This is a genomic window from Bradyrhizobium dasycarpum, from assembly GCF_042019905.1.
In the GTDB taxonomy this organism is placed as follows: Bacteria; Pseudomonadota; Alphaproteobacteria; order Rhizobiales; family Xanthobacteraceae; genus Bradyrhizobium; species Bradyrhizobium japonicum_B.
On sequence record NZ_CP169574.1, the window covers coordinates 4953707 to 4979977 of the forward strand.

General features: G+C 64.6%; 27 protein-coding genes and 2 pseudogenes. 16 read left to right on the forward strand and 13 right to left on the reverse strand.

What is annotated here, in order from left to right; translation table 11 throughout:
• Positions 1-229: 229 nt before the first annotated feature.
• Both rho and hemJ read right to left on the reverse strand, forming a co-directional pair.
• On the reverse strand, positions 230-1495 hold the full coding sequence (gene rho, locus ACETMP_RS23700) for a transcription termination factor Rho (RefSeq protein WP_028133442.1): 1266 nt from the start codon (positions 1493-1495) through the stop codon (positions 230-232).
• Between the two features lie 248 nt (positions 1496-1743).
• The gene (gene hemJ / locus ACETMP_RS23705) at positions 1744-2178 is read right to left on the reverse strand and encodes a protoporphyrinogen oxidase HemJ (protein ID WP_375158085.1); all 435 of its coding nucleotides are present in this window, start codon (positions 2176-2178) and stop codon (positions 1744-1746) included.
• Positions 2179-2636: 458 nt separating this feature from the next.
• Between hemJ and ACETMP_RS23710 the strand changes: the two genes are divergently transcribed.
• The 4 genes and pseudogenes from ACETMP_RS23710 (at position 2637) to dnaQ (ending at position 5486) form a co-directional block, all read left to right on the forward strand.
• Complete coding sequence (locus tag ACETMP_RS23710) at positions 2637-3476, forward strand: pyruvate, water dikinase regulatory protein (protein WP_028133444.1); 840 nt, start codon at positions 2637-2639, stop codon at positions 3474-3476.
• A gap of 8 nt (positions 3477-3484) precedes the next feature.
• A complete protein-coding gene (locus ACETMP_RS23715; protein WP_375158086.1) occupies positions 3485-4093 on the forward strand; it encodes a Maf family nucleotide pyrophosphatase in 609 nt (202 codons plus the stop codon).
• A gap of 23 nt (positions 4094-4116) precedes the next feature.
• Positions 4117-4710, forward strand: a pseudogene (coaE, locus tag ACETMP_RS23720) (dephospho-CoA kinase); the annotation flags it as partial.
• Between the two features lie 62 nt (positions 4711-4772).
• Positions 4773-5486, forward strand: coding sequence for a DNA polymerase III subunit epsilon (dnaQ, locus tag ACETMP_RS23725; protein WP_028133447.1), 714 nt, complete (start codon positions 4773-4775; stop codon positions 5484-5486).
• 9 nt (positions 5487-5495) lie between these two features.
• Here the strand turns inward: dnaQ and secB are convergent, their stop codons facing one another.
• Complete coding sequence (gene secB / locus ACETMP_RS23730) at positions 5496-5987, reverse strand: protein-export chaperone SecB (protein ID WP_028133448.1); 492 nt, start codon at positions 5985-5987, stop codon at positions 5496-5498.
• 414 nt (positions 5988-6401) lie between these two features.
• Here secB and ACETMP_RS23735 point away from each other — a divergent pair, with 414 nt between their 5' ends.
• The 3 genes from ACETMP_RS23735 to ACETMP_RS23745 are packed head-to-tail and all read left to right on the forward strand — an operon-like array spanning position 6402 to position 9239.
• Entirely contained in the window at positions 6402-7109 is a 708-nt protein-coding gene (locus ACETMP_RS23735; RefSeq protein WP_028133449.1) for a Tim44/TimA family putative adaptor protein, read from the forward strand.
• Positions 7087-8652 (forward strand): murein transglycosylase A, encoded by a 1566-nt coding sequence (locus ACETMP_RS23740; protein WP_375158087.1) that lies wholly within the window; start codon positions 7087-7089, stop codon positions 8650-8652. The genes ACETMP_RS23735 and ACETMP_RS23740 overlap by 23 nt, the downstream gene beginning before the upstream one ends.
• Complete coding sequence (locus ACETMP_RS23745) at positions 8649-9239, forward strand: Smr/MutS family protein (RefSeq protein ID WP_375158088.1); 591 nt, start codon at positions 8649-8651, stop codon at positions 9237-9239. The genes ACETMP_RS23740 and ACETMP_RS23745 overlap by 4 nt, the downstream gene beginning before the upstream one ends.
• 148 nt (positions 9240-9387) lie before the next feature.
• Here ACETMP_RS23745 and ACETMP_RS23750 read toward each other — a convergent pair whose 3' ends face one another.
• The 5 genes from ACETMP_RS23750 to hslV all read right to left on the reverse strand — a co-directional run bounded on the left by ACETMP_RS23750 (position 9388) and on the right by hslV (position 13861).
• Complete coding sequence (locus tag ACETMP_RS23750; RefSeq protein WP_375158089.1) at positions 9388-10512, reverse strand: hypothetical protein; 1125 nt, start codon at positions 10510-10512, stop codon at positions 9388-9390.
• Between the two features lie 193 nt (positions 10513-10705).
• Complete coding sequence (gene hslU / locus ACETMP_RS23755; protein ID WP_375158090.1) at positions 10706-12010, reverse strand: ATP-dependent protease ATPase subunit HslU; 1305 nt, start codon at positions 12008-12010, stop codon at positions 10706-10708.
• Positions 12011-12062: 52 nt separating this feature from the next.
• Positions 12063-12698, reverse strand: coding sequence for a DUF2585 domain-containing protein (locus ACETMP_RS23760; RefSeq protein WP_375158091.1), 636 nt, complete (start codon positions 12696-12698; stop codon positions 12063-12065).
• Positions 12695-13174 (reverse strand): GNAT family N-acetyltransferase, encoded by a 480-nt coding sequence (locus ACETMP_RS23765; RefSeq protein WP_375161975.1) that lies wholly within the window; start codon positions 13172-13174, stop codon positions 12695-12697. The genes ACETMP_RS23760 and ACETMP_RS23765 overlap by 4 nt, the downstream gene beginning before the upstream one ends.
• Before the next feature lie 126 nt (positions 13175-13300).
• Positions 13301-13861 carry an ATP-dependent protease subunit HslV gene (gene hslV / locus ACETMP_RS23770; protein ID WP_028133456.1) on the reverse strand — a complete coding sequence of 187 codons (561 nt, stop codon included), beginning with the start codon at positions 13859-13861 and terminating at the stop codon, positions 13301-13303.
• Between the two features lie 250 nt (positions 13862-14111).
• Between hslV and hisB the strand changes: the two genes are divergently transcribed.
• The 8 genes from hisB to ACETMP_RS23810 all read left to right on the forward strand — a co-directional run bounded on the left by hisB (position 14112) and on the right by ACETMP_RS23810 (position 19344).
• A complete protein-coding gene (hisB, locus tag ACETMP_RS23775) occupies positions 14112-14705 on the forward strand; it encodes an imidazoleglycerol-phosphate dehydratase HisB (protein ID WP_028133457.1) in 594 nt (197 codons plus the stop codon).
• A gap of 63 nt (positions 14706-14768) precedes the next feature.
• The gene (locus tag ACETMP_RS23780; protein ID WP_375158092.1) at positions 14769-15299 is read left to right on the forward strand and encodes a DUF2628 domain-containing protein; all 531 of its coding nucleotides are present in this window, start codon (positions 14769-14771) and stop codon (positions 15297-15299) included.
• Complete coding sequence (hisH, locus tag ACETMP_RS23785; protein WP_028133459.1) at positions 15296-15946, forward strand: imidazole glycerol phosphate synthase subunit HisH; 651 nt, start codon at positions 15296-15298, stop codon at positions 15944-15946. The genes ACETMP_RS23780 and hisH overlap by 4 nt, the downstream gene beginning before the upstream one ends.
• 165 nt (positions 15947-16111) lie before the next feature.
• The gene (gene hisA, locus ACETMP_RS23790) at positions 16112-16849 is read left to right on the forward strand and encodes a 1-(5-phosphoribosyl)-5-[(5-phosphoribosylamino)methylideneamino]imidazole-4-carboxamide isomerase (RefSeq protein ID WP_375158093.1); all 738 of its coding nucleotides are present in this window, start codon (positions 16112-16114) and stop codon (positions 16847-16849) included.
• Between the two features lie 3 nt (positions 16850-16852).
• Positions 16853-17626 (forward strand): imidazole glycerol phosphate synthase subunit HisF, encoded by a 774-nt coding sequence (gene hisF, locus ACETMP_RS23795; RefSeq protein ID WP_028133461.1) that lies wholly within the window; start codon positions 16853-16855, stop codon positions 17624-17626.
• Positions 17627-17703: 77 nt separating this feature from the next.
• Positions 17704-18027, forward strand: coding sequence for a phosphoribosyl-ATP diphosphatase (locus ACETMP_RS23800; protein ID WP_375158094.1), 324 nt, complete (start codon positions 17704-17706; stop codon positions 18025-18027).
• 24 nt (positions 18028-18051) lie between these two features.
• On the forward strand, positions 18052-19008 hold the full coding sequence (gene coaA, locus ACETMP_RS23805) for a type I pantothenate kinase (protein ID WP_028133463.1): 957 nt from the start codon (positions 18052-18054) through the stop codon (positions 19006-19008).
• A 96-nt stretch (positions 19009-19104) separates the two neighbouring features.
• Positions 19105-19344: a hypothetical protein gene (locus tag ACETMP_RS23810; protein WP_375158095.1), complete on the forward strand. Its 240-nt coding sequence runs from the start codon at positions 19105-19107 to the stop codon at positions 19342-19344.
• A gap of 3 nt (positions 19345-19347) precedes the next feature.
• Here the strand turns inward: ACETMP_RS23810 and ACETMP_RS23815 are convergent, their stop codons facing one another.
• The 5 genes and pseudogenes from ACETMP_RS23815 to ACETMP_RS23835 all read right to left on the reverse strand — a co-directional run bounded on the left by ACETMP_RS23815 (position 19348) and on the right by ACETMP_RS23835 (position 25722).
• Positions 19348-20406 carry an AI-2E family transporter gene (locus ACETMP_RS23815; protein WP_375158096.1) on the reverse strand — a complete coding sequence of 353 codons (1059 nt, stop codon included), beginning with the start codon at positions 20404-20406 and terminating at the stop codon, positions 19348-19350.
• A 118-nt stretch (positions 20407-20524) separates the two neighbouring features.
• Entirely contained in the window at positions 20525-21154 is a 630-nt protein-coding gene (locus tag ACETMP_RS23820; RefSeq protein ID WP_375158097.1) for a histidine phosphatase family protein, read from the reverse strand.
• Between the two features lie 106 nt (positions 21155-21260).
• Positions 21261-23491 (reverse strand): annotated as a pseudogene (locus tag ACETMP_RS23825) (ATP-binding protein).
• A gap of 115 nt (positions 23492-23606) precedes the next feature.
• A complete protein-coding gene (locus tag ACETMP_RS23830) occupies positions 23607-24074 on the reverse strand; it encodes a hypothetical protein (protein ID WP_375158098.1) in 468 nt (155 codons plus the stop codon).
• Between the two features lie 109 nt (positions 24075-24183).
• The gene (locus ACETMP_RS23835; RefSeq protein ID WP_375158099.1) at positions 24184-25722 is read right to left on the reverse strand and encodes a YifB family Mg chelatase-like AAA ATPase; all 1539 of its coding nucleotides are present in this window, start codon (positions 25720-25722) and stop codon (positions 24184-24186) included.
• Between the two features lie 228 nt (positions 25723-25950).
• Here ACETMP_RS23835 and ACETMP_RS23840 point away from each other — a divergent pair, with 228 nt between their 5' ends.
• The gene (locus ACETMP_RS23840; RefSeq protein ID WP_018644993.1) at positions 25951-26196 is read left to right on the forward strand and encodes a PilZ domain-containing protein; all 246 of its coding nucleotides are present in this window, start codon (positions 25951-25953) and stop codon (positions 26194-26196) included.
• Positions 26197-26271: the final 75 nt, after the last annotated feature.

A 26271-nucleotide genomic window follows, 5' to 3' on the forward strand; every position in this document is an offset into this window, starting at 1 on the left:
ATGTTGCATCGCAACATAGTAACGGCTTTTGCTGCAATATTCGCGTCGGCTGATCCACAGGGGCAACGAGATTCTACCAATTCAGCATAGAAATCAGCTCGTTACGCGAAATGGCAGCTCCGGCCCAGCATCGCCTTCCATGCTGCACCTTTCCCGCAACAAGGCTGCACAATAAGAAGGGCGCCCAAAGGCGCCCTTTTTGAGCCAGGCAGCTTATGCTGCACTGCACTCAGGTGTTCATGGAGTCGAAGAACTCCGAATTGCTCTTGGTCGAGCGCAGCTTGTCGAGCAGGAAGTCGATCGCGTCCATCGTGCCCATCGGGTTGAGGATGCGGCGGAGCACGTACATCTTCTTGAGCACCTGCGGATCGGTGATGAGCTCTTCCTTGCGGGTGCCGGAGCGCGAGATGTCGATCGCCGGGAAGGTGCGTTTGTCCGAGACCTTGCGGTCCAGGATCAGTTCCGAGTTGCCGGTGCCCTTGAACTCTTCGAAGATGACCTCGTCCATGCGGCTGCCGGTATCGACCAGGGCGGTCGCGATGATGGTCAGCGAGCCGCCCTCCTCGATGTTGCGGGCGGCACCGAAGAACCGCTTCGGGCGCTGCAGCGCGTTGGCATCGACACCGCCGGTCAGCACCTTGCCGGAGGACGGCACCACGGTGTTATAGGCGCGGCCGAGGCGCGTGATCGAATCGAGCAGGATCACGACGTCACGGCCATGCTCGACCAGACGCTTGGCTTTCTCGATCACCATCTCGGCGACCTGGACGTGGCGCACCGCCGGCTCATCGAAGGTCGACGACACCACCTCGCCCTTCACCGAGCGCTGCATGTCCGTGACTTCTTCCGGACGCTCGTCGATCAACAGCACGATCAGGTAGCATTCGGGATGATTGTGCGTGATCGAGTGCGCGATGTTCTGCATCAGCACGGTCTTACCGGTGCGCGGCGGCGCCACGATCAGAGCGCGCTGGCCCTTGCCGATGGGAGCGACGATGTCGATCACCCGTGCAGAAAGGTCTTTCCGCGTCGGATCGTCGATTTCCATGCGGAAGCGCTGATTCGGAAACAGCGGTGTGAGGTTGTCGAAATTGACCTTGTGCTTGGCCTTTTCCGGATCCTCGAAATTGAGCGTGTTGACCTTCAGCAGCGCGAAGTAGCGCTCGCCCTCTTTCGGGCTGCGGATATGGCCTTCGATGGTGTCGCCGGTGCGCAGGCCGAAACGGCGGATCTGCGACGGCGAAACGTAGATGTCGTCCGGGCCCGGCAGATAATTCGCATCGGGCGAGCGAAGAAAACCGAAGCCGTCGGAGAGAACCTCGACGACGCCCTCGCCGACGATGTCGGTTTCGGCGAGCGCAAGCTGCTTGAGAATGGCGAACAGCAGCTCCTGCTTGCGCATGGTGCTGGCGTTCTCAACCCCATGCTCTTCCGCGAACGAGACGAGCTCGGCCGGCGTCTTCGACTTGAGGTCCTGAAGTTTAATTTCCCGCATTGGGGTGGTCCTGTGGGGTAACCTTGGAAGGGGGTGCGAGGAGGCTCTGAAATGCGGACGTGAGAAGGTAAGGTCCGCAGGTCTGGCAAGGTTAAGTGCCGGTGAGGCTTCAAACCTGATGCGGTGTCCGGCCTCTGGAAAGCTCAGACACAACCACATCCGCCTGCGTTGGGTGGGATGTCGCCAATATAGAAAATCGCTTCCTGCTCCGCAAGCCGAAGCGCTGGGCTTATCGTCGCGCGCCTTGCCTAGAACGGCTTCACGATCACCATGATGACGATGAAAATCATCATGACGGTCGGCACCTCATTGATAATGCGATAGAATTTCTGAGTGCGCGGGCGCCGGTCGGCGGCGAAATCCTTCAGCCAGCGGGAAAAAAAGCCGTGGACCGCAGACATCGCCAGCACCAGTGCAAGTTTTACGTGCAGCCAGCCGAACGAGAACCAATGGCCGGACCAGGCGAGATAGAGCCCGGCGAGCCAGGTGACCATCATGGCAGGGTTGATGATGGCCTTGAGCAGCCGGCGTTCCATCACCTTGAACGTTTCCGACTGCTTCGAGCCGACCTCGGCTTCGGAATGATAGACGAACAGCCGCGGCAGATAGAGCATGCCGGCCATCCAGGCGATGACGGCGATCACGTGCAGCGCCTTGATCCAGAGATAGACGTCTTCGAACATTTTCGCGGGTCCGGCTTTCTGCCCAGTGCAGGGAACTGGGGATAGTAAGAACTCGTTAAGGTCTCACCGTGCACACATATCTGTCCGTAGCGCCTTCCTCAAATCTAGAATCTTAGATTCTTAAGGTTTGAGTCTATGTGACCGTGGATTGGACTCATGCAATTCCATCCGCGAGTTCACGCGCGCTTGTTCACATCCATCCACATATCCCGGCCGGGTCTGCCGACTTCCGATAAGTCAGCCAGCTGCAAAGACTTGCGCGATTCTGTCGGCAGCTTATCAAGGCATTTGTCCGCGCAATCCCGAATCCGATCCGACCGGGCGGCAGACTTGTTCTCCGGGGCAGCGGTGTGAACAAAATTGGCACTTGTCCCGCCCCCGGTGTCGCGCAACCCTTTCCGAGGGGTTAAGCTCCACAGAAATCCACAATCCGCCCCGCCCTCATACAAAGAGTTTTTGTGCCGACCTCGAACAATTATTTCCATCTGCACCTCGTCTCCGACTCCACCGGTGAGACGCTGATCACGGTGGCGCGCGCGGTTGCGGCCCAATACGCCAACGTCACGCCGGTCGAGCACGTCTATCCGCTGGTACGCAGCCAGAAGCAGCTCGATCGCGTGCTCGACGAGATCGAGGAAGCCCCGGGAATCGTGCTGTTCACGCTGCTCGAGAAGGATCTGGTCGCCAGACTCGAGGACAAGTGCAAGCAGATCAATGTTCCGAGCCTGTCGATCATCGGCCCGGTGATGCAGCTGTTCGAAGCCTATCTCGGGGCTGCGACCACGGGCCGCGTCGGCGCCCAGCACGTCCTCAACGCGGAATATTTCAAGCGCATCGACGCGCTGAACTACACCATGATCCACGACGACGGCCAGCATGTCGATGGTCTCAACGACGCCGACGTCGTCCTGGTCGGCGTCTCCCGCACCTCGAAGACGCCGACGTCGATCTATCTCGCCAATCGCGGCATCCGCACCGCCAACGTGCCGCTGGTTCCGGGCATTCCGGTGCCCTCGCAATTGGAGACACTGACGCGGCCGCTGGTCGTCAGCCTGCACGCGACGCCGGAACGCCTGATCCAGATCCGTCAGAATCGCCTGCTCTCGATGGGTGCAGAGTCCGGCAGCGATACCTACACCGACAAGCAATCGGTCACCGAGGAGGTCGCGTTTGCGCGCAAGCTCAGCGCCAAGCACGATTGGCCGCTGCTGGACGTCACGCGCCGCTCGATTGAGGAAACCGCGGCGGCGATCATGAAACTTTACAGCGATCGCCAACGCAACCGGCCGACCGAATAGTTGTCGCGATGGGTCTGTGGCTCGGCACATCTCCGTTGATCCTGGCCTCGCAGAGCAGCGCGCGAAAAATGCTGCTGGCCAATGCCGGGCTGGAGTTCTGGGCTGTTACCGCCGATATCGACGAACGCGGCATTCAGGCCGTCTCAGCGCTTTCAAGTCCGCGCGAGATCGCCCTGCTGCTCGCGCGTGAAAAGGCCAAGGCGGTCTCTGCCCGTCATCCCGGGAGCTACGTGATCGGCGCCGATCAGACCCTAGCGCTTGGCAGCCGCCTCTTCAACAAGCCGTCCGGCCGCGACCAGGCCTTGGCGCAATTGCGCGATCTCGCCGGCAACACCCATGAGCTGAATTCGGCGGTGGCCGTGGCGCATGACGGCAAGATTGTCTTCGAAGATGTCTCGATCGCCCGCATGACCATGCGCGGGATGACCGATGCGGAGCTGTCGGCCTATCTGGATGCAGCCGGCGACGCCGTCACGACCAGTGTCGGGGCCTACCAACTCGAGGGACTGGGCGTCCATCTGTTCGAGCGCATCGAGGGCGATCATTTCACCATTCTGGGTCTGCCGCTGCTACCGCTGCTTGCGTTCCTGCGGCGTGAGCGGCTAGTTGCGGTGTGACTGACGGAGATGGCTGCGCGCTGATGCGGATCCTGGGACTGACCGGCTCGATCGGGATGGGAAAATCCACCACCGCGAAACTGTTCGCGGAGGCCGGTGTGCCCGTCTACGACGCCGATGCCGCGGTGCATCAGCTCTATGAGGGCGAAGCAGCTCCGGCGATCGAGGCTGCCTTTCCAGGTACCACCGTGAACGGCAAGGTGGACCGGCCGAAGCTGTCGGCGCGCGTCGTGCATGATCCCGCCGCGATCAAGCAGCTCGAGCAGATCGTGCATCCGATGCTCGGCGCCTCCCGGCAAAAATTCTTTGCCGAGGCCGAGGCGGCCAAGGCGCCCGTCGTGGTGCTCGACATCCCGCTGCTGTTTGAGACCGGCGGCGAGAAGCGGGTCGACGCCGTGGTCGTGGTGTCGACCTCGCCGGAACTCCAGCGCGAGCGGGTGCTGGCGCGGGGCACGATGGACGAAGCCAAGCTGGATGCCATCATCGCCAAGCAGATGCCCGATGCCGAGAAGCGCAAGCGCGCGGATTTCGTGGTGGATACCTCACACGGACTCGAGCCGGTGCGGGCGCAAATCGCGCACATCCTGGCCGAGGTCGTTAAGATGCCGCAGCGGCAGAATCTGATTCGCCGCCTGACACGGCTCTCACGACCCCGATCTCAAGACGCTGATCTCAAGACATGCGCGAAATCGTCCTCGACACCGAAACCACCGGCCTCGATCCGCTTCGCGGCGATCGTCTGGTCGAAATCGGCTGCGTCGAGATCCTGAACCGCATGCCGACGGGCCAGACCTATCACGTTTATATCAATCCCGAGCGGGACATGCCGGCGGAAGCCTTCGCGGTGCACGGGCTGTCGGCCGAATTCCTGTCGACCAAGCCGCTGTTCCACGAGGTCGTCGATGCGTTTCTGGAGTTCATCGGCGACGACCCGCTGGTGATCCACAACGCCTCGTTCGATATCAGCTTCATCAATGCCGAGCTCGACCGGATCAAGCGCGCGGCGATCCCGCGGGAGCGGCTGGTCGATACGCTGCTGCTGGCGCGGCGCAAGCATCCGGGCGTGTCGAACCGGCTCGATGATCTCTGCTCACGCTATGCAATCGACAATTCACACCGCACCAAGCACGGCGCGCTGCTGGACGCCGAGCTGCTGGCCGAGGTCTATGTCGACCTGGTCGGAGCCCGGCAGTCGCAGCTGCTTCTGGCCTCGGAGAGGGAAGAGATTCGTATCAATGCCGCGGGCGATACGCCACGGCGGCAGCGCCTGGTGCCGCTCGCGCCGCGGGTTTCGGATGCCGAAAGAGAGGCCCATCGGGCCTTCATCGCAACGATGGGCGAAAAGGCGATCTGGAACGAGTATCTCGCCGCTCCAGTCGCCCCGGCCGGTTAGGGCTGCCGGTCAGGCTTGGCCGGTCTGGCCACCGCCCTGGGCGGCCATTTGCCGCTCCATGTTCTGGCGATAGAGACCGACGAAGTCGACCGGATCCAGCATCAGGGGCGGGAACCCGCCGTCGCGCACCGCGGTCGCGATGATCTCGCGGGCGAACGGGAACAGCAGGCGCGGGCACTCGATCATGACCAGCGGATGCAGATTCTCCTTCGGCACGTTGGCGATGCGGAACACGCCGGCATAGGCGAGCTCGAACGAGAACATGATCTTGCCCGCGGTGTCGGCCTTGCCCTCGACCGACAGCGTCACCTCGAACTCCTGCTCGCTGAGATTGTTGGCGCTGACATTGATCTGGATGTTGATCTGGGGCGGCTGGCTCTGCTGCTGGAGCGAGCCCGGCGCGTTCGGATTTTCGAACGACAGGTCCTTGGTATATTGCGCCAGCACGTTGAGCTGGGGAGCCTGGGCCGCCTCGGGAGGGGTGCCGTTACCGTTGGTCATGAGAGTCTCTCCTTACCCGATTTGGGCTGAATTTCGCGGCGGTTGGCTAACATAGGGCCGCCTCGTTCCACAAGGACGAACGGTCCCGGGGCCAGGGATTCGGTCCGCGCCGCCACGTGCGACGGTCACCCTGCCTTTTCGGTAAAATTGCGCCTTAAACGATTGAAGATACGCGATTTCCGGGCAGGATCGGGTTTCCCCTTAAGCATAAAACGCGCTACACTTGGTGCTGTGCCAAAAGGCGCCATTGGCCGGGCAAGATTTCGTGCCTACATCCCACTGACCTGATGTGGACCTAAATTGGCGATGTAGACTTGCCGTTCCCGTAGGGAACGGTCTACTGGCCGGATTGATTTTCCCGGCGACGACACCAAAAGCGAAGACCCAGAGCAAAGACCAGAAAGCGAATCCGACGTGGACATCTACACCATCATCTTCCTGGCGCTGGCGGTCTTCATCTTTCTGCGGCTGCGCAGCGTGCTCGGACAGCGAACCGGCAACGAACGGCCGCCGTTCGACCGGACCGCCGCCCGCAATGCGCTGGGAGGCGCCCAGGACAATAACGTCGTGACCATGCCGGGCAAGGTGATCGACCAGGCCCCGTTGGCGCCCTCGGCCGACCCGACCCCGCCTGCCGACCGCTGGAAGGGCCTGGCGGAACCCGGCACCGCGCTGGCGCAGGGTCTGGACGCCATCGTCGAGAAGGATTCCACGTTCGACCCGCGTCATTTCATCTCGGGCGCCCGCGGCGCCTATGAGATGATCGTGCTGGCCTTTGCCAATGGCGACCGCCGCGCGCTGCGCGACCTGCTGTCGTCGGAGGTCTACGAAAGCTTCGACGCCGCGATCAAGGAGCGCGAGAAGAACGAGCAGAAGACCGAGACCCGCTTCGTCTCGATCGACAAGGCCGAGCTCGTTGGCGCCGAGCAGCGCGACCGTACCTCCCAGCTCACGATCCGTTTCGTCTCGCAGATGATCTCGGCCACCCGCGACAAGGCCGGCAACATCGTCGACGGCAGCGCCGACACGGTCGCCGACATCACCGATATCTGGACTTTCGCCCGCGACGTCACCTCTCGCGATCCGAACTGGAAGCTGGTTGGCACCGGAAGCGCGAATTAAGACCCTTCTGAAGACCAGCGCGACCGCGCTTTGCGCAGGCGCCGTCGCGCTGTCATCGTTTTCGCTCGGCGCCGAGGCGGCGCGACGCCATTATCGCAACCATCACCATCATCATCGTCACCATCCGCCGCAATTGCCTGCTGCCCCATTGCGGGCCTTGCCCTACCCGCAGCTCCCCCTGCCATTCGAAATTTCCGGCGCGCAATATCTGCCGCTCGCCTGGGCGGACGTGAAGGGCTGGGACGACGACGATCACCTCGCCGCGTACAAGACATTCCGCGCCAGCTGCCGCTCGATCAACGCGCAGAACGGCGCAGCCGAGGTCAAGAACGGCGAGGCCAAGGCCTTGGCCGGGTCTCTGAACGAGCCGTGCCAGGCAGCCAAAGCGCTCGACCTCACTGACGAGGCCAAAGCGAAGTCCTTCTTCGAGGAGAATTTCACTCCGCTGCGCATCTCGCGCCTCGGGGAGCCTGCCGGGTTCGTCACCGGCTATTACGAGCCCGTGCTGGAGGGGTCGCGCACCCAGACCGAAATCTACAACGTTCCGGTCTACCGTCGCCCATCGAATCTGTTCGTGCGCGGCTACAAGCAGGATTCGCTTAGCCTGCCCAACAAGGGCCCGGTCTATCGCAAGATCGGCCGCCGCAAGCTGGTGCCCTATTACGACCGCGGCGAGATCGAGGACGGCAAGATCGCCGGCCGCGGGCTGGAGATTGCCTGGCTGAAGGACCCGACCGATCTGTTGTTCGCCCAGATCCAGGGCTCGGCGCGGATCAAGTTCGACGACGGCAGCTCGGTCCGGCTGAACTACGACGCCTATAACGGCTATCCCTACACCGCCGTCGGACGCATCCTGATCGAGCGCGGCATCATTCCGAAGGAAGAGATGTCGATGCAGAAGATCAGGGAATGGATGGCGCAGAATCCTGACGGCGCCAAGGAGCTGCGTCGCGCCAACCGCGCCTACATCTTCTTCCGCGAGGTCAACCTGTCCGACAAGGACGAGGCGGTGGGCGCGCAGGGCATTCCGTTGACGGCCGGCCGCTCGATTGCGGTCGACAAGTCGCTGCACGTCTACGGCACCCCGTTCTTCATCGAGGGCGAGCTGCCGATCGACTCCGAACGCGCCAAGACGCCGTTCCGTCGGCTGATGATCGCGCAGGATACCGGCTCGGCCATCATCGGCCCCGCGCGCGCCGATCTGTTCTTCGGCGCGGGCCAGGAGGCCGGCCGGGTCTCCGGGCGGCTGCGCCATCCCATGCACTTTGTCATGCTGGTGCCGAAGGGCCTCGATCCCTCGGCGCGGGCTGCACGCTTGCCGGTGCCTGATCCGCGCCCGTCGGAGAAGATCGCAAAGCTGTTTCCGCAAACCGATCCGGCCAAGGCGACATCCAAGCCGGCCGCTGTCGCCGGCGCAATGGACAGCAAGAACGAAACCGTTGCCATCGCAGGTCCGGTTCCGCTGCCGGTGCCGCGCCCCGCGATCGAGCCTGCCTCGGAGCCGCAGCGGCCGGTGAAGAAACGTCCCCCTCGGCAGCAATGAAGCGATCGTCCCGTCCGCCCGTGCTGGAGCCTCGGCCCTCGCCGCGCCGCCGCGCGCTGAGCGAGGAGGAGCGCGCGCTGTGGGACACTGTCGCCAAACAGGTCAAGCCGCTGCGGAAGCTTCGCGCGGCGAAAGCGCAGGCCGCGCCGCGCACCGAGCCGTTGCCCGCAGCATCCGTCTCGCGGACTGCGTCATCGCCACGGTCGGTGGCCGCTGCACCGGCGCCGCGTGCCGCCAAACCGGCCGTCCCGCCCCTGGCGCCGCTCGGCAAGCGCGAGCGGACAAAACTGTCGCGCGGCCGCCGCGAGATCGAGGCGCGGCTCGATCTGCACGGCATGACGCAGACGCGCGCCCATCGCGCACTGACCGGATTTCTGCACCGCGCCCATCACGACGGCCTGACCTTCGTGCTCGTCATCACCGGCAAGGGCCGCTCCGGCGGCGAAAGCGGCGTGTTGCGGCGCCAGGTGCCGGAATGGCTGAGCCTGCCGGAATTCCGCGCCTTCGTCGTCGGCTTCGAGACGGCGCATATCGGCCACGGCGGCGAGGGCGCGCTGTACGTGCGGATCAGGCGGGCACGATCGTAGCGGCTCTACACCTCTCCCGCTTGCGGGAGAGATCGGCGCGGAGCGCCGGGTGAGGGCTCTTTCTTATTGGGGGTTCTCGCCTGCGGAGACAGCCCTCTCCCGCAAGCGGGAGAGGGGGCACACTGCCGCTGCGGCTGCAAGCGAAGCTTCAAAACGGCCGGATGATGCCGACGCGCGGGATCAGTGTGATGATCAGGCCGAAGATGTTGGTGTTGCGATCCTCCGCCGGGATCAGCGGAATCTCCCGCGCTGCCGGCAGCATCTTCACGGCATGCAGGATCAGGAACATGCAGACCGCCCAGTTCGAGATCCAGCGCGAATAGTCGAACACCATGGCGAACATCACGAGGTAGGCGAAGCTGATGCCGATCAGCGCCGCGATGATGAGGCGGCGGTGCATCTCGCCGGCGAGCGCGCCGATCAGGTTTGCGAAGAAACGCCACAACGGCGTGTGCAGCCAGATCAGAGCTGCGAACACGGGTACGCCGAGGATGTTGTGCGGCAGGCGGCCCCAGGTGTCCAAGACCTCCTTCGCCAGCGGCTGGTACCAGATATAGGCGAACTGCAGGAGGTCGGTTCGCGACGGATCGGCCATGCGCGTCTTCAAATAGGCGACGAAATCCGCTTCCGGGATCGGCATCGTTCCCCAGAATTGCGCGGCGAAGAATAGCACCGAGACGACCGCAAGGGCGACGCTACCGAACGCGGCATTGCCGCGATTGAGCCCGTAAGCGAGATAGTGCCTGACCACGACGATGGTGATGATCGTCGGCACATACATCAGCAGGTGAATGTGGTGGATCAGCACGAGAATGATCGAGAACAGCGCGGCCGTGGCGACGAACAGCAGCGAGCGCGCCGGCATCAGCATCAGCACGAGCGCCAGCGCGCAGCCGTAGATGTCGAAATGGCCGAGCGTGTGCATGAAGTTCTTCAGGAAGAACGGCGAGCCCGCCATGACGACGAGCAGCGGCAGCGTCTTCGCGGTGAAGCCGAAGGTTTTCTGAAAGATCCTCGAGAACAGCCCGAGCGTCACGAGCCATGTCACGCCGCCGAGCGCGAACACCAGCCAGACCGGCACCTTGTCCGTGACCAGCGCGACCATGGCCCCGATCAGCGCGCGCTTGATGAAGCCGAAATGATAGTCGACCAGGAGATGAATGTAGGGGACGTAAGGCGGCAGCTGGATCTTGTGGATGAAGACGCCGACGATGACCGCCGCGTTGATCGCGAGCAGCAGCCGCCAGGGATTCTGCGGGATGCGCGCGGTCACGCCCCACCCGAACCGGTGAGAGCAACCTCCGCTGTCGTCCCGGGCAAGCGAAGCGCGACCCGGGACCCATAACCACAGGAGGCCGTGTGTGCCGGGATCGGAGCCGCCATCAGTTCTAACAAGGACCGCTTGTGGTTATGGGTCCCCGCGTTCGCGGGGACGACGCCGGAATGAATAGCGCGGGCCTGGCGATTTACAAAATGAACCGGCTCAGATCCGCGTTCTTGGCGAGGTCGCCGACGTGCTTCTGCACGAAATCGGCGTCCACCCTGACGGTCTCGCCGCTGCGGTCGGGGGCGGTGAAGGAGATCTCGTCCAGCACCCGCTCCATCACGGTCTGCAGCCGCCGCGCGCCGATGTTCTCGACGGTGGAATTGACGGCAACCGCGACGTCGGCGAGAGCGTCGATCGCGCCGTCGGTGATGTCGAGCGTCACGCCCTCGGTCTGCATCAAAGCGACATATTGCTTGATCAGCGAGGCCTCGGGCTCGGTCAGGATGCGCCGCATGTCGTCGCGGGTCAGCGCCTGCAATTCGACGCGGATCGGCAGGCGGCCCTGCAATTCCGGCAGCAGATCGGACGGCTTGGCGACGTGGAAGGCGCCGGAGGCGATGAACAGGATGTGGTCGGTCTTCACGGCGCCGTGCTTGGTCGAGACCGTGGTGCCCTCGATCAGCGGCAGGAGATCGCGCTGCACGCCCTCCCGAGAGACGTCGCCGCCGACGCGGCCGTCGCGCGCGCAGATCTTGTCGATCTCGTCCAGGAACACGATGCCGTTGTTCTCGACCGCGCTGATCGCCTCCAGCGTCAGCTGCTCGGTGTCCAGCAGCTTGTCGGATTCCTCGTTGACGAGGATCTCGTGCGAGCTCTCCACCGTGAGCCGCCGCGTCTTGTTGCGGCCGCCGAGCTTGCCGAAGATGTCGCCGAGCGAGATCGCGCCCATCTGCGCGCCCGGCATGCCCGGGATCTCGAACATCGGCATGCCGCCGCCCGAGGACTGCGTCTCGATCTCGATTTCCTTGTCGTTGAGCTCGCCGGCGCGCAGCTTCTTGCGAAAGGATTCGCGCGTCGTGGACGAGGCATTGGCGCCGACCAGCGCGTCGAGCACGCGCTCCTCGGCGGCGAGCTGCGCGCGGGCATGCACGTCCTTGCGCTTCTTCTCGCGGACCTGGGCGATCGCGACCTCGACGAGGTCGCGCACGATCTGCTCGACGTCGCGGCCGACATAGCCGACCTCGGTGAACTTGGTCGCCTCCACCTTCAGGAACGGTGCGTTGGCGAGCCTGGCGAGCCGCCGCGCGATCTCGGTCTTGCCGACGCCGGTCGGGCCGATCATCAGGATGTTCTTCGGCAGCACCTCTTCGCGCAAGGAGCCGGACAGCTGTTGCCGCCGCCAGCGGTTGCGCAGCGCGATCGAGACGGCGCGCTTGGCATCGGCCTGGCCGACGATGAAACGGTCGAGTTCGGAAACGATTTCACGCGGAGAGAAGTCTGTCATGGGACCTTAGCTAGGGTCGTTTGCGAGGTTGGACAAGCCGCTTTTTTCGCCGTCAGATGATCGGCGGGCCGGATTGCCACTGCTTCACCGCCTCGATCGGATGGATCAGCATCAGGATGTTCAGCGTCAGATTGTCGCGAATGTGAAGCGCCAGCATGATCTCGAAGCCGAGACCGAGCAGGACGGTCGCAGTCACGGGCAGCGCACGCGCGACCAGGAACCCGAGCACCATGGCCAGATTGTCGGAGACCGAGTTGACGATGCTGTCGCCGAAATAATCCAGCGAGATGGTGCCGGCGCGGTAGCGCTCGATGATGAAGGGCGAGTTCTCGACGATCTCCCAGGCGCCTTCGATCAGCATGGCGACGATCAGGCGGGCCGGCCAAGATAAACTTGGAAGAGAGAGGGGCAGGAACGACGGCAGGCGCGCGAACAGCAGCCAGGTCAGGCCATAGAACAGGAAGCCGTGCAGGACGTGCGAGAAGCTGTACCAGTCGGCGATCTGCTGGGAGTTCTCCGAGCTGTTGACCACGCCGTGCCACAGCTTGACAGTGCCGCAGGTGCAGATCGGCACCCGCCCCATGGCGAGCAGGATCGCGGCCTGCAGTGCCAACAGCAATAACGCGATGCCGACCCAGCCGAGCGGCGGAAAGGCGGTCTTCGCAGCGGGGGTCGCGGTGAGCGTCATGAGTCTCGGATCATCAGGAGTGCAGGACCGTCGGGCGAGACGATAACATGCTGCGGCACAAATCCGGCTTTCTCATAGGCACGAATGGCGCGGGCATTGGCCGGAGCAGGATCGATCACGATGCGCGGCACGCCGCGCGCGAACAGCTCGTCGATGAAGGCGCGGATGAAAGCAGAGCCGTGGCCGCATCCGAGCATGTCAGCCTCGCCGATGAACTGATCGAGGCCGCGTGTGCCCACCGGCTGCGGGCCGAAGCTGAGGTGCCAATCGCCGATCCGGTAGCACTGCAGATAGGCGAACGACCGGCCGTCAAGGCTGACGATGAACTGCGCCAGATCGGGATGATCGAGATCGCCACCGACGAATTCGAGCGTCTCCGGATCATGCCACCATTCGGCGACATGGGGCGCATCGAGCCAGCGCCGGATCAGCGGCATGTCGGCCATGGTCATCGGACGGAAGGTGTAGGTGATCATCTCGCGGTGACTAGCTGAGGTCGAAATGAGCTCGATCGACAGCAAGGCTCTCTCCGTTCCCTCCCCCACAAGGGGAGGGAACGCACCTACGTCGATGCGCTGATTGGGGCTATTCCCATCGAGCCCCTACCCCGTCGCCAGGCTCTCGATGGTCAGACTGCGGTTGGTGTAGACGCAGATGTCGGCGGCGATGTCCATGGCGCGGCGGACGATGGTCTCGGCGTCCTTGTCGGTGTCGAGCAGGGCCCGTGCCGCCGCCAGCGCGTAATTGCCGCCGGAGCCGATCGCCATCACGCCGGCCTCGGGCTCCAGCACGTCGCCGGTGCCGGTCAGGACCAGGGAGACGTCCTTGTCGGCCACGATCATCATGGCCTCCAGCCGCCGCAGATAGCGGTCGGTGCGCCAGTCCTTGGCCAGCTCCACCGCGGCCCGGGTCAGCTGCCCCGGATATTGCTCGAGCTTGGCCTCCAGCCGCTCGAACAGGGTGAAGGCGTCGGCGGTGGCGCCGGCAAAGCCGCCGATCACGTCGCCCTTGCCGAGCTTGCGGACCTTCTTGGCGTTGGACTTGATCACGGTCTGGCCGATCGAAACCTGGCCGTCGCCGCCGACCACCACCCTGCCGCCCTTGCGGACCGTCAAGATCGTGGTGCCGTGCCAGCCCGGCGAGCTGTTCTGGGAGTCCTGCATGAATGATCCTCGTTGTCCGGTCTGATTTAGGCGGTTGGGGGCAAGGGGACAACCTGGGCCCAACCGGCCGTTCCGGGCCGAATTTCGCTCACCATAGGCAGAAGTGGAGGCCCGGCCGGCCGTTCCCGCAGTAGCGAAGGCGTCATTTGGCTGTTAAGAGACTGGCGTTTTCGGCCCCGAGCATGATCCCGGAAAAGCGGGTACCGGTTTTCCGGGAAGGATCAGGCTCAAAGAGAAGCGAAAGCCTTCAATGCGCACCGCGACGATCAAGCGCAAGACCAAGGAAACCGAGATCGAGGTCTCCGTGAACCTCGACGGCACCGGCGTGGCCAATATCGCGACCGGCATCGGCTTTTTCGACCATATGCTCGATCTCCTCGCCCGCCATTCCCGCATCGACCTCACGGTCAAGGCGGTGGGCGATCTGCACATTGATTATCACCATACCACTGAGGACACCGGCATCGCGCTCGGCCAGGCGGTCAGGCAGGCGCTCGGCAACATGGCGGGCATCACCCGCTATGCCGGCGTGCACATGCCTATGGACGAGACGCTGTCGCGCGTGGTCATCGACATCTCGGGCCGCCCGTTCCTGGTGTTCAAGGCCGACTTCCCCCGCGACAAGATCGGTGAGTTCGACACCGAGCTGGTGCGCGAATGGTTCCAGGCCTTTGCCATCAACGCCGGCGTGACTCTGCACGTCGAGACCCTATATGGCGATAACAGCCACCATATCGCCGAGTCCTGCTTCAAGGGTCTGGCGCGGGCGCTGCGCACCGCGGTCGCGATCGATCCGAAGGCGGCGGGCGAAATCCCGTCCACCAAGGGCTCGCTCGGCGGTTGACGTCTCTCCCGGCGGCATGTGCCGCTCGCGGTATCTCTGATTTCCTAGGAACGAGGCATCACCATGCCTGTCTACACAGTTCATGCGCCCTCTCCCGCCGGAGCCGATCTGCGCGCGACCGACAAGTTCGTGTTCGTGCGCGACGGTTTCCATTTCTGGGCGATGATCTTCGGCCCGTTCTGGCTGCTGTGGAATCGGCTGTGGCTGGCGCTGATCGGCTATCTGATCTTCATCGCCGCGTTCAATGCGGGGCTGTCGAGCCTCGGTATCGGACGTTCGTCGATCTTCTTCGCCGATCTCATCGTCGCGCTGCTGATGGGCCTGGAGGCCTCGAGCCTGCGACGCTGGACGCTGTCGCGCGGCAAATGGCGCCAGCTCGACGTGGTGGTGGCCGACGACGAGGACACCGCCGAGCGCCGCTTCTTCGAGCGCTGGAGCCAGAAGCAGCACGGCATCGTCAACGATCAATTGGCCGTCGATCGCGGCGGCCCGCCGCCGACCCGCAGCGTGCCGGGCCAGCAATTCTCGAACCCGCCACCGATTCCGGCCGGCGGCATCATCGGGTTGTTTCCAGAACCGGGAGGGTCAAGATGAGCGTCGCCATCATCGATTACGGTTCCGGCAATCTGCATTCCGCCGCAAAGGCTTTCGAGCGCGCCGCGCGCAGCCTGGACAACCCGCAAAAAGTCTTTGTTACCAGCGATCCGGACCAGGCTTACGAGGCCGACCGCCTGGTGCTGCCGGGCGTCGGCGCCTTCGCCGATTGCCGGCGCGGGCTCGATGCCGTCAACGGCATGGTCGAGGCGATCACCGAAGCGGTGCGCGTCAAGGCGCGGCCGTTCTTCGGCATCTGCGTCGGCATGCAGCTGATGGCGAGCCGCGGCAAGGAGCATGTCATCACCGAGGGCCTGAACTGGATCGGCGGCGACGTCGAGAAGATCACGCCGCGCGACGAGAGCCTGAAGATCCCGCACATGGGCTGGAACACGCTCGACCTGCTGCAGGAGCATCCGGTGCTGAACAAGCTGCCGCTCGGCCCGAAGGGCCAGCACGCTTATTTCGTGCACTCCTATCATCTCAATGCGGCCAGCGAGGCGGACGTGCTCGCGCGCGCCGATTACGGCGGGCCCGTCACCGCGATCGTAGGCAGGGACACCGCGATCGGCACGCAGTTTCACCCCGAGAAGAGCCAGCGCTTTGGCCTCGCTTTGATCTCGAACTTCTTGCGATGGAAACCGTGATGGCTCTCTCTCTTGTCTCCTCCCCCCTTGTGGGGGAGGTCGAATGCGAAGCATTCGGGAGGGGGGTAGCCGCAGCGGCGGTGCCCGTGGCTTACCCCTCTCCCCAACCCTCCCCCACAAGGGGGAGGGAGCGCACTGTTTGCGCAGAAAAAACTTGGCTCAATCATGATCCTCTTTCCGGCGATCGACCTCAAGAACGGCCAGTGCGTGCGCCTCGAACAGGGCGACATGGCGCGCGCGACCGTGTTCAACCTCAATCCGGCGGCGCAGGCGCAGAGCTTCGTCGCGCAGGGCTTTGAATATCTCCACGTCGTCGATCTCGACGGCGCCTTTGCCGGCAAGCCGGTGAATGCGCAAGCCGTCGAGGCGATGCTGAACACGATCAAGATTCCAGTGCAGCTCGGCGGCGGCATTCGCGATCTCAAGACCGTCGAAGCTTGGCTGGAGAAGGGCATCACCCGCGTCATCATCGGCACGGCGGCGGTGCGTGATCCCGAGCTGGTGAAATCCGCAGCGAAGAAATTTCCCGGCCGCGTCGCGGTCGGTCTCGATGCCCGCGACGGCAAGGTCGCGGTCGAAGGCTGGGCCGAGACCTCGCAGGTTACGGTGCTTGAGATCGCACGGCGGTTCGAGGATGCCGGCGTCGCCGCCATCATCTTCACCGACATCGCGCGCGACGGCCTGCTCAAGGGTCTGAACCTGGACGCGACCATCGCGCTCGCGGACGCCATCTCGATTCCCGTCATCGCCTCGGGTGGCCTCGCCTCGATCGAGGACGTCAAGGCAATGCTGACGCCACGCGCGAAAAAGCTCGCCGGCGCGATCGCCGGACGCGCGCTCTATGACGGCCGGCTCGATCCCGCCGCCGCCCTCACTTTGATCCGCGACGCGCGCAGGAGCTGACACATGTTCAAGGTGCGTGTGATCCCCTGCCTCGACGTCAAGGACGGCCGCGTCGTCAAGGGCGTCAACTTCGTCGATCTCAGGGATGCCGGCGACCCGGTCGAGGCCGCGATCGCCTACGATGCTGCCGGCGCCGACGAGCTCACCTTCCTCGACATCACCGCGACCCACGAGAACCGCGGCATCATGCTCGACGTGGTCCGGCGCACCGCGGAGGCGTGCTTCATGCCCGTCACCGTCGGCGGCGGCGTGCGCGAGGTCAACGACATCAAGACGCTGCTTCGCGCCGGTGCCGACAAGGTCTCGATCAACAGCGCCGCGGTATCGCGGCGCGAGTTCGTCAAGGAAGCGGCCGAGAAATTCGGCGAACAATGCGTCGTTGTGGCGATCGATGCCAAGCGGGTGAAGCGTCCGGGCGGCGACCGCTGGGAGATTTTTACCCATGGCGGTCGCAACTCGACCGGCATCGACGCGATCGAATATGCCCAGGAAGTCGTCGCGCTCGGCGCCGGTGAAATCCTGCTCACCTCGATGGACCGCGACGGCACCAGGCAGGGATTCGATATCCCCCTGACCCGGGCGATCGCCGACAGCGTGCCCGTTCCGGTGATCGCCTCGGGCGGCGTCGGCAATCTCGACCATCTCGTCGATGGTATCCGCGACGGACACGCCACGGCTGTGCTGGCGGCCTCGATCTTCCATTTCGGGGAATTCACCATCCGCGAAGCCAAGGAGCACATGGCCCGCCGCGGGCTGCCGATGCGCCTCGATGCCTGACGACTCCCGCCTGCAAAAATGCTACACAAGCCAGAGGGCGACGGTCTCCTTGGCCCCACGTGTTTTTGAGTAATCCGATGCCGCGTTTCACGATCCACGATCTGGCCGAGACCATCGACATCCGCGCGGCGGCCGGCGGCGAGGCGTCCTATACCCGCAAGCTGCTCGACAAGGGCGCCGAGCATTGCGCCAAGAAGTTCGGCGAAGAGGCAGTCGAAACCGTAATCGCAGCAGTCGAAAACGATCGCGCGCATCTGGTCGCTGAAAGTGCCGACCTGCTCTATCATTTCCTTGTGCTGCTGAAGGCACGCGGCATAAAGCTGGAAGAGGTCGAGGCGGTGCTGGCTAAGCGCACGTCGATGTCAGGGTTGGAAGAAAAGGCTTCGCGCAAGAGCGATTGATCGAAGCAACGGAAAGGCGGCGTCATGGATATCCGCGCACCCGAGCAGCAGTATAATCCCTACCGGGTCTATACGCGCGAAGAATGGGCGCGCCTGCGCGACGACACGCCGATGACGCTGGAGCCCGGCGAGTTCGACCGGCTGCGCTCGCTGCACGATCGCCTCGACTTGCAGGAGGTCGAGGACATTTACCTGCCGCTGTCGCGCCTGCTCTCGATCTATGTCGATGCGATGCAGCGCCTGTATTATGCCGAGCGCCAGTTCCTCAACATCCGCGACCGCAAGGTTCCCTACATCATCGGCGTCGCCGGATCGGTCGCGGTCGGGAAGTCCACCACGGCCCGCGTGCTCCAGGCCCTGCTGGCGCGCTGGTCGCCGCGCCCGAAGGTCGAGCTGATCACCACCGACGGGTTTCTCTATCCCAATGCCGTGCTCGATCGGCAGGGCATCATGCAGAAGAAGGGTTTCCCTGAGAGCTACGACCTGCCGCTGCTGCTGAGCTTCCTCTCCGATATCAAGTCCGGCCGCCGCCATGTGCGTGCGCCGGTCTATTCGCATCTGACCTACGACATCGTGCCGAACCAGTGGGCCGAGGTCGATCAGCCCGACATCCTGATCGTCGAGGGCGTCAACGTGCTGCAGACCGGCAAGCTGCCGCGCGACGGCAAGGCGGTGCCTGTGGTCTCCGACTTCTTCGATTTCTCGGTCTATATCGACGCCGACGAGGCGGCGCTGCGGCAATGGTACATCAAGCGCTTCCTGGCGCTGCGCGACACCGCGTTCACCAACCCGAAATCCTACTTCAACCGCTATGCGCTGCTGTCGGACGAGGAAGCCACCGCCACCGCCATCGCGATCTGGGAGCGCACCAACCTCGCCAATCTCGAGGACAACATCCTGCCGACCCGCCCCCGCGCGACGCTGATCCTCAAGAAGGGCGCCGACCACACCGTGGAGAGCGTGGCGTTGCGACGGCTGTAATCGCGCCGGTTGACGAGATCCTGTTCGGGCAGAGTGTCTTTTGTTGCAGACCGGCAAAAGGTATTCGACTATGAGCGTACGAAACGCGAGGGCGCCATGGTTGATCGTCTCAGAAGTGCTGCCGAGCTGCTTGAAGCGCCGAGCTGCCCGGACTGCCATATCGAGATGAAATGGTTCCGCTCAGAACTGCTCGCGGACGAGCCGGTTCCGATCATCGCGCATCTCTTCGTCTGCCCGCATTGCAAGCGCGCCGCCCAGGCCGATACGGTCTTCAAGGCAAGCCAGGTGAAGCCGGACAAGCTCTCCGCGCCGCGGTTCGTTGCTTACGCCGCGTGACCGTCATTCCCGGCCCTTCAGTCGTTCCTTCGAGCCGACATAGATGTTCCAGGCCGTCAGGAACATGGCGGCGACGAGCGGGCCGATGACGAAACCGTTGGCTCCGAAGGTCGCAAGGCCGCCCAGCGTCGCCAGCAGAACGACATAGCTCGGCATCCGGATCGACTGGCCGACCAGGACCGGGCGCAGGAAGTTGTCGGCGAGGCCGATGACGAAGGTCCCGAAAGCGAGCAGGATGATTCCCTTGGTCACGGCGCCCGTCAGCAGCAAATAGAGGCTGGCCGGAACCCAGACCAGCGCGGAACCGAGCACGGGCAGAAGCGACAGCAGCGCCATGATGGCGCCGGCCAGCAGCGGCGCGGTCAGGCCGAGCAGCCAGAAGATCAGCCCGCCGAGCGCGCCCTGGATCAGCGCAACCAATATGATCCCCTTGATCGTCCCGCGAACCGCCAGGATGAACGCATCCAGGATCTCGGCGGTTTGGCCCGCCCGCAGCGGCAGCGCGCCGCGGATGCGCTGGCTCAGCTCATCGCCGTCGCGCAGGAAAAAGAACAGCAGATACAGCATCACCAGCAGGCTCGCGACGAACTCCAGCGTCAGCTGGCCGATGTTGATCGCATGCCCGGCCAATTGCTGTCCGGCCGGGACCACCAGGCCGGACAGGCGTTCTTTCACCGCCGAGAGATCAATGCCGGCCAGTCGATCCGAGATGGACGCGGCCCAGCCCGGCAGCGCGGCTTTCAGTTGCTGCAGGGGATGAGCCAAATCGATCTCGCCGGCCTGAACGCGCTGATATAGCTCGCCGCCCTGGTCGACGAGCGAAGCGATCACGACCCCGACCGGGATCAGGACCAGGACGACCACCACGATGACGGTGGAAAGCGCGGCAAGGTTGCGCCATTCCGGAAGCCCATCCAGGAAGCGGCGATAGACCGGCGCGAAGATGATCGCCAGCAGCGTGGCCCACAGCAAGGCGCCGGAGAACGGCCAAAGCAGCCATCCGAACGCGAGGGTGATGACGCCGAGCCAGACGAGGAATGAGCGGTCTTCCGATGTTCTCACGTGTCGCTGGCCTCCAGTCGCACCTTACGGCACGTTGGTAGCACAGGATCGTGACGGAGCGGCAAGTCCCGCCCCGCCCCGCCGCCGTCGCGCCGGCGGCGGATTGGGTGTCAGTCCGTCACTTACCGCTCTTCGCAGTCCAATCCGCGATCTTGATGCGTCCCGCGAAGGTGGCGGGATCGGAGCCGTTGGTCTTGTAGACGAAGGCCTCGCCTTCCTCGACGTTGCCGGCGTCCTTGCCAAAGGCATCGGCGATGTTGGTCTTGTGAGTGACCAGAAACGTGTTGGTGCCCGCCTTCGGCGGCGCATCGACGAGCTGACGCACGGCCTGGCCGGCCTTTGCATTGGCGCCGGTCGGGTTTGCCATTCCCGACGCGCTGGCGTTGCTGCTGTCCGTCAACGCATCGACCGGCTTGACCTCGCGGCCGGAGATCAGCTTGCCGGCCTCGACCGCGCGGTTCAGCCGGCTGGTGTAGACATCGCCGACGGGGATCGCGAGTTCCTTGACCGCCATCCCGATCTGGCGCGCCATGTCCCTGCCCTTGTCGCTGAGCTGACGCTGGGCGCTCATATCGTCGAACTTGAACGGGTAGATATCCTTTTGGCTGTCGTCGGTGGCGGTGTGCCGAAATATCAGGACGAAACCGCCTTGCTTGAGCGAGGCGATGAGCTCAGGCGTATCGGCCGCGGCGTGTCGGGAGAAACCGGTGAGAACAACAATCAATGCGAGGCGGCAAAGCACGTTCATGCGCAAAATCCTCTGTTGCAAAAATGCCCCCGAGGATCGTGACGCGCAACGCGGTCGATTTCAATTGTCGATTGCCGCCCGCCGCGGGGTTCCCGCGAGTTCCCGATCAGACCGGCAGTCGTTGTGATGCCGCGAGGCCTGCCAGCGCTTCGTCGAGCTTGTCGCGATCGAGCGGCTTGATCAGAAATCCGGTCATGCCCGCCTCGAAGCAGGCGTAGCGATCCTCCACCAGCGTATTGGCGGTGAGCGCGAGGATCGGGGTGCGATGGCTGCCCGCGGCGGCCTCATGCGCACGAATGCGCTTCGTCGCCTCGATGCCGTCGAGCTGCGGCATCTGGATATCCATCAGCACGAGATCATAGGGCGTGCGGGCCGACGAAGCGGCGAGCCACGATTCCAGCGCGGCCGCGCCGTGGACGGCGATGACCACGCGATGGCCGAGTTTCGTCAGCAGCGAGCGCATCAGCAGCGCGTTGATCTCGTTGTCCTCGGCGACGAGGATCGAAAGGCCCTTCGCTTGCGTCGCGCGGGCAGCTTCAGCTTCAGCCGCCGGTTCCGGCGCGAGCTCGGGCGATGCAATCTCCGGCGTCAGCGCAAGGCGCGCGGCGAGCGAGGCCGCCCTCAGCGGCTTCACCAGAAACCCGGTGAACGCCGGCGAGAGCTCGTCATGGCGCGAGCTCGACGTCAGCAGCACGAGGCGCTGCAGCGCATGTGCGCGGGCCATTTCACCCAGATGGTCGGTCATGGCAGGACCGATCGCGCGATCGATCAGCACCGCGTGCCATGAGCGTTCCGGCAGAAGTGCTTCGGCAACCGCCGCGTCCGCAACCAGACAGGTCTGGCCGCCCCAGCGCTCCAGCCGCCGCGCGATCAGTGCGGCTTCGATGCCGTCGGCGACGAGGAGGATCGATTTGCCGGCAAGGTCGGGGCTCGGAAAGGCCGTCTGTCCCGCGCTGGCTTGCGGGGCCGGAAGCGGCACTGCGATCTCGAAGGTCGAGCCTTTGCCCGGCTCGCTTTCGAGCGCGATGCGGCCGCCCATGCGCTTGACGATGCGCTCGCTGATGGCGAGGCCGAGCCCGGTGCCGCCATAGGTGCGGGCGACGCGCTCGTCGGCCTGCTCGAATTCGCGGAAGATCCGCTGCCGAGCCTCCGGCGCGATGCCGATGCCGGTGTCGCGGACCAGGAAGCTGATCTCGTTCGGCCAGATGCCGGGCTCGACGATCAGCGCGACGCCGCCGTGAGCGGTGAACTTGATGGCGTTGCCGGCGAGGTTGAGCAGCACCTGGCGCAGCCGCGCGGCATCGCCGACCACCTCCAGCGGCAGGCGCTCGTCGACATAGGCGGCGATCTCGGTGACTTCGCCTGCGCGCGCGGGGCCAGCAGCTCGGTGATCTCCTCGATCAGGGTCGAGAGCGCGAAGGGACGCTGCTCGAGATCGAGCTTGCCGGCCTCGATCTTGGAATAGTCGAGCAATTCCTCGATCAGCGCCATCAAGGCTTCGCCCGAGGTCTTGACCGCCTTGGCATAGGTCGCCTGTTCCGGCGTCAGATGGGTGTCGAGCAGCAGGCCGCCCATGCCGATGATGCCGTTGAGCGGCGTGCGGATCTCGTGCGAGGCCATCGCCAGGAAGCGCGACTTGGCGCGGTTTGCGGCGTCGGCCTGGTCGCGCGCCTCGGACAAGGCGCGTTCGGTCTCGGTGCGATCGGTGACGTCGCGCCCCACGCTCTGCAACTCGGCGGGCTGGCCGGCATCGAGACGGACATAGCCCTCGCGCCAGGCGATCCAGCGCGCTCCGATCGGGGTTGCGATCTTCTGGTCGTGGATTCGCGTGCCGTTGCTCTCGCGCGCGCTGTCGCCCTGCTCCAGCACGTCGAAATCGAAACGCGTGCCGACCAGCGTGGCGCGCTTCTGTCCTGCGAGCGCGCAATAGGCCTCGTTGGCGAAAGTGATGCGGCCATCGGTGTCGCGCAGCACGATGAGGTCGCCCTGCTGCTCGAACAGGCTGCGCGCGCGTTCTTCCGCTTCCTTCAGCTCCCAATTGCGGTCGATCAGGGCCTCGTTGTGGGCGGCGAGCGTACGCAGCCGCTTGCCTACGAAACGCAGGCGCATGCTCAGCGTCGCAAGCCCGAGGCAGGCGAGCGCGAACAGGAAGCTCGCGCCGATCGCAAAGGTGTGCGGATCGTAGCCGGAGGTGTCGGACCGGCTGCCGGACACGAACCCATAGGCGCCGCCGAAGGTCGCCGAGAAAATCATGAAGGAGCGGATCGCGAACGCGATGCGGGGATGCTGCCGCCTGAAACGGCGCATGCGCACCTTGATCCGGAACGTCCGACCCATCGCCACCGACCCTTGTCTGAAACCCGCCGCCGCGTGCGACGATGTCGCGTCCACCTTGCGAACAGTTTGAGGCTTCGGCTCTGCCTCCGAACAGGGTTGACGAAGTGTTAATGCTTCAGAGCGAGGCGGCCTGGAGATGGCGATGGCTGCCGCGGGCGCCGACGATCAGCGCCGCCGCCTCGCGCAGCGACACCGACTTCGAGCGCACATAGATGCGGTAGTTCGCCGGCCCTTCGCTGGAAAGATAGATCACCTCGCCGCCATCGACGGGCTGAGCGGCGATCGAGACGAGGCGCGTCGCGGGATTGGCCTGACAGGTCTCCGGCTCGGACCCGAGGCCGTCGTCGACCAGTGCGAAGTCCGCGGCATCAGAGTCGTCGGTGACCTGAACCCGGACTGTGGCGCGCGCGGGATCTTCGGTGAAGGCGACATGCACGCCGGCGGTCCAGAACAGCGAGGTGAGCTCGACTGAGGTCTCGCCCACGGCGATGCAGGGATGCGAGACCGATCCGATCTCGGCCCGGGCAAACACCGCCGCCGCCAGCAAGGGAACAACCGAGGCCAGGATCTTGAAACGCAACATGACACTCTACTCGCCGGGCCCTCGGGGAACTCGCAGCCGAAATCAGCGGGCCCTATGGTTTGCAGAGCGTAAAGGAAACTCGTTACCGCCGGGTTGACACGCGGTATCATCAAGCCATCTGCCGCACATCCTCCGCGAGTGCGCGATAGGACAGCGCTTCGGCGAGGTGCAGCCGGCCGATCTTGTCGGCATGATCGAGGTCGGCCAGCGTGCGCGCCACCCGCAGCACGCGGTGATAGCCGCGCGCCGACAGCCGCATGGTTTCGGCGGCCTCGCGCAGCAATTTGGCGCCTTGCGCGTCCGGCTTGGCGATCTCCTCCAGCACCGATGCGGGCGCCTCGGCATTGGTCCGAACATGGGGCAGGCCGGCATCGGCATAGCGTGCGAGCTGGATGTCGCGCGCCGCCGCCACGCGCGCGGCGACCTCGACCGATCCCTCCGCCGGCGGCGGCAGGATCAGATCGGCCGCGGTCACGGCCGGCACCTCGATGCGCAGATCGATGCGGTCCATCAACGGGCCCGAGATGCGCGCCTGGTAATCGCCGGTGCAGCGGTCGATGCGGCCGCGTTTGCAGGCATAGCCGGGCTCGAACGCATTGCCGCAGCGACACGGATTCATCGCCGCGACCAGCATGAAGCGGGCAGGGTAGGTGACGCGATGATTGGCGCGCGACACCGCGACCTCGCCGTTCTCCAGCGGCTGCCGCAGCGAGTCCAGCACGCGCGGATCGAATTCAGGCAGCTCGTCGAGGAACAGCACGCCCTGATGCGCCAGCGAGATCTCGCCGGGCTTGGCGCGGATGCCGCCGCCGGTGAGCGCGGCCATGCTGGCGGAATGATGCGGTGAGCGGAACGGCCGCCGCGCCGTCAGCGCGCCGCCTTCGATCTCGCCGGCAACGGAGGCGATCATCGAGACCTCGAGCAGCTCGCCCGGGGACAGCGGTGGCAGGATCGAGGGCAGGCGCGCGGCCAGCATCGACTTGCCGGCGCCGGGCGCGCCGATCATGAGCAGATGATGGCCGCCGGCGGCCGCGATCTCCAGCGCCCGCTTGGCGCTCTCCTGGCCCTTGATGTCGCGCAGGTCGAGCGTGGAGGCGGCGGCTTCGTGCACCTTCGGCGAGGGCCGCGACAGCACCTGCGTGCCCTTGAAGTGGTTGGCGATCTGGATCAGCGAGCTTGCTGCGATGATCTGGATGTCGGGGCTCGCCCAGGCCGCTTCGGAGCCGCAGGCCGCCGGGCAGATCAGCCCCTCCTCGCGTGCATTGGCGCCGATCGCGGCGGGAAGGACGCCGGCCACCGGCGCGATCGAGCCGTCAAGGCCAAGCTCGCCGAGAACGGTGAAGCCGGTCAGCGCATCCGGCGGGATCGCCCCGATCGCCGCCATCAGCCCGAGCGCGATCGGCAGGTCGTAATGGCTGCCCTCCTTGGGCAGGTCGGCCGGCGCCAGATTGACGATGATCCGGCGCGCCGGCAGCGCGAGCCCCGAGGCGATCAACGCCGAGCGCACCCGCTCGCGCGCCTCCGACACTGCCTTGTCCGGCAGGCCGACGATGGCGAAGGCCGGCAGGCCAGGGGCGACCTGGACCTGCACGTCGACCGCGCGGGCCTCGATCCCCTCAAAAGCGACGGTGGAAACCCGCTGAACCATGCTCAAACCAGCCTGCCCCTCTCGCACAATTAGGGGTAGCAGAGCGCGGCTCTTTCCGCAAGAACAATACAGGAACATCCCGCAGGGGCGGACAAGCCCTAACCGATCGTAAACACCGAGCCGACACTACGCCTCGAATGCGAGCTTCTGCCCTCAGCACATTCCAACGAATGTCCGCTACTCCTGGGGCTACGGGATGGGCCGTGGTCTAACGGGTGAACAATTCAAATGCTTGCAAATCGCCGCAGAAGCGAACGTCGGGTGTGCAGCCGCCTCGCCAAGATCCATTTTGGCGCGGGCTCGCTGCCGCGGGACTGCACGATCACCGATATTTCGGATGGTGGCGTGAAAGTGGTTGCGGAATTTCTGGAAGTGCCGCCGCAATTCACCATCATCTTCGCGCCGGACTATTCCCGGCAATGCCGTCTGCGCTGGCGCATCGGCTGCGAATTCGGCGCTGAATTCGTCGACTGAGAGGCGGGGGCCCGCGTCCTTAACGGGACTTTAGCGTTAATCGGTAAGCATCTCTGATCAGTTGCCGAGTGATCA

What these genes read in the sequence shown, in the direction of transcription:
- rho (WP_028133442.1), bottom strand. Translation starts at nt 1,495, where the DNA reads ATGCGGGAAATTAAACTTCAGGACCTCAAGTCGAAGACGCCGGCCGAG.
- hemJ (WP_375158085.1), bottom strand. Translation starts at nt 2,178, where the DNA reads ATGTTCGAAGACGTCTATCTCTGGATCAAGGCGCTGCACGTGATCGCC.
- ACETMP_RS23715 (WP_375158086.1), top strand. Translation starts at nt 3,485, where the DNA reads ATGGGTCTGTGGCTCGGCACATCTCCGTTGATCCTGGCCTCGCAGAGC.
- dnaQ (WP_028133447.1), top strand. Translation starts at nt 4,773, where the DNA reads ATGCGCGAAATCGTCCTCGACACCGAAACCACCGGCCTCGATCCGCTT.
- secB (WP_028133448.1), bottom strand. Translation starts at nt 5,987, where the DNA reads ATGACCAACGGTAACGGCACCCCTCCCGAGGCGGCCCAGGCTCCCCAG.
- ACETMP_RS23745 (WP_375158088.1), top strand. Translation starts at nt 8,649, where the DNA reads ATGAAGCGATCGTCCCGTCCGCCCGTGCTGGAGCCTCGGCCCTCGCCG.
- hslU (WP_375158090.1), bottom strand. Translation starts at nt 12,010, where the DNA reads ATGACAGACTTCTCTCCGCGTGAAATCGTTTCCGAACTCGACCGTTTC.
- ACETMP_RS23760 (WP_375158091.1), bottom strand. Translation starts at nt 12,698, where the DNA reads ATGACGCTCACCGCGACCCCCGCTGCGAAGACCGCCTTTCCGCCGCTC.
- ACETMP_RS23765 (WP_375161975.1), bottom strand. Translation starts at nt 13,174, where the DNA reads ATGATCACCTACACCTTCCGTCCGATGACCATGGCCGACATGCCGCTG.
- hslV (WP_028133456.1), bottom strand. Translation starts at nt 13,861, where the DNA reads ATGCAGGACTCCCAGAACAGCTCGCCGGGCTGGCACGGCACCACGATC.
- hisB (WP_028133457.1), top strand. Translation starts at nt 14,112, where the DNA reads ATGCGCACCGCGACGATCAAGCGCAAGACCAAGGAAACCGAGATCGAG.
- ACETMP_RS23780 (WP_375158092.1), top strand. Translation starts at nt 14,769, where the DNA reads ATGCCTGTCTACACAGTTCATGCGCCCTCTCCCGCCGGAGCCGATCTG.
- hisH (WP_028133459.1), top strand. Translation starts at nt 15,296, where the DNA reads ATGAGCGTCGCCATCATCGATTACGGTTCCGGCAATCTGCATTCCGCC.
- hisA (WP_375158093.1), top strand. Translation starts at nt 16,112, where the DNA reads ATGATCCTCTTTCCGGCGATCGACCTCAAGAACGGCCAGTGCGTGCGC.
- hisF (WP_028133461.1), top strand. Translation starts at nt 16,853, where the DNA reads ATGTTCAAGGTGCGTGTGATCCCCTGCCTCGACGTCAAGGACGGCCGC.
- ACETMP_RS23800 (WP_375158094.1), top strand. Translation starts at nt 17,704, where the DNA reads ATGCCGCGTTTCACGATCCACGATCTGGCCGAGACCATCGACATCCGC.
- coaA (WP_028133463.1), top strand. Translation starts at nt 18,052, where the DNA reads ATGGATATCCGCGCACCCGAGCAGCAGTATAATCCCTACCGGGTCTAT.
- ACETMP_RS23810 (WP_375158095.1), top strand. Translation starts at nt 19,105, where the DNA reads ATGGTTGATCGTCTCAGAAGTGCTGCCGAGCTGCTTGAAGCGCCGAGC.
- ACETMP_RS23820 (WP_375158097.1), bottom strand. Translation starts at nt 21,154, where the DNA reads ATGAACGTGCTTTGCCGCCTCGCATTGATTGTTGTTCTCACCGGTTTC.
- ACETMP_RS23830 (WP_375158098.1), bottom strand. Translation starts at nt 24,074, where the DNA reads ATGTTGCGTTTCAAGATCCTGGCCTCGGTTGTTCCCTTGCTGGCGGCG.
- ACETMP_RS23835 (WP_375158099.1), bottom strand. Translation starts at nt 25,722, where the DNA reads ATGGTTCAGCGGGTTTCCACCGTCGCTTTTGAGGGGATCGAGGCCCGC.
- ACETMP_RS23840 (WP_018644993.1), top strand. Translation starts at nt 25,951, where the DNA reads ATGCTTGCAAATCGCCGCAGAAGCGAACGTCGGGTGTGCAGCCGCCTC.